This is a genomic window from Lysinibacillus sp. IITD104, assembly GCF_036698265.2.
In the GTDB taxonomy this organism is placed as follows: Bacteria; Bacillota; Bacilli; order Bacillales_A; family Planococcaceae; genus Lysinibacillus; species Lysinibacillus boronitolerans.
Map to the genome: position 1 here is coordinate 1 of NZ_JBAHYH020000002.1, position 383 is coordinate 383.

Genomic DNA, 383 nt, shown 5'->3' on the forward strand with positions numbered 1-383 from the left:
ATTTTTTCAAAGTGTCGAGCACAATTTCCATTGTGATGCTAGCTGCTACTTCATACGCCAAAATCTCATTCGTCTCAGCGTCTTTAATCGTTGATAAATAAGCACGTTTACCATTTTTATATGTCAAATACGTGATATCTGTTAAGAGGACTTTACCAACCACGCCTTGTTTAAATTGGCGTTCGAGCAGATGTGGACACGTACGATGTTCTTGTGTGGCTTTGGCTAGACGACGATAAGGATTGGCTTTACGAATTGGACAGATAACCCCGAACTTCTTCATAATGCGGCGAATTCGCTTCAGATTATAGGTAATACCATATTGATGGTGAAGCGTCATTTTGATTTGACGTGCTCCTTTGTGACGTCGTCGGAATCGATAC

1 protein-coding gene is annotated in these 383 nt (G+C 41.0%); it reads right to left on the reverse strand.

The window, feature by feature from the left end; translation table 11 throughout:
• Window positions 1-383 (reverse strand): IS3 family transposase (locus V1L66_RS22845; protein ID WP_409072248.1); only part of this gene is annotated, 383 nt, incomplete at both ends.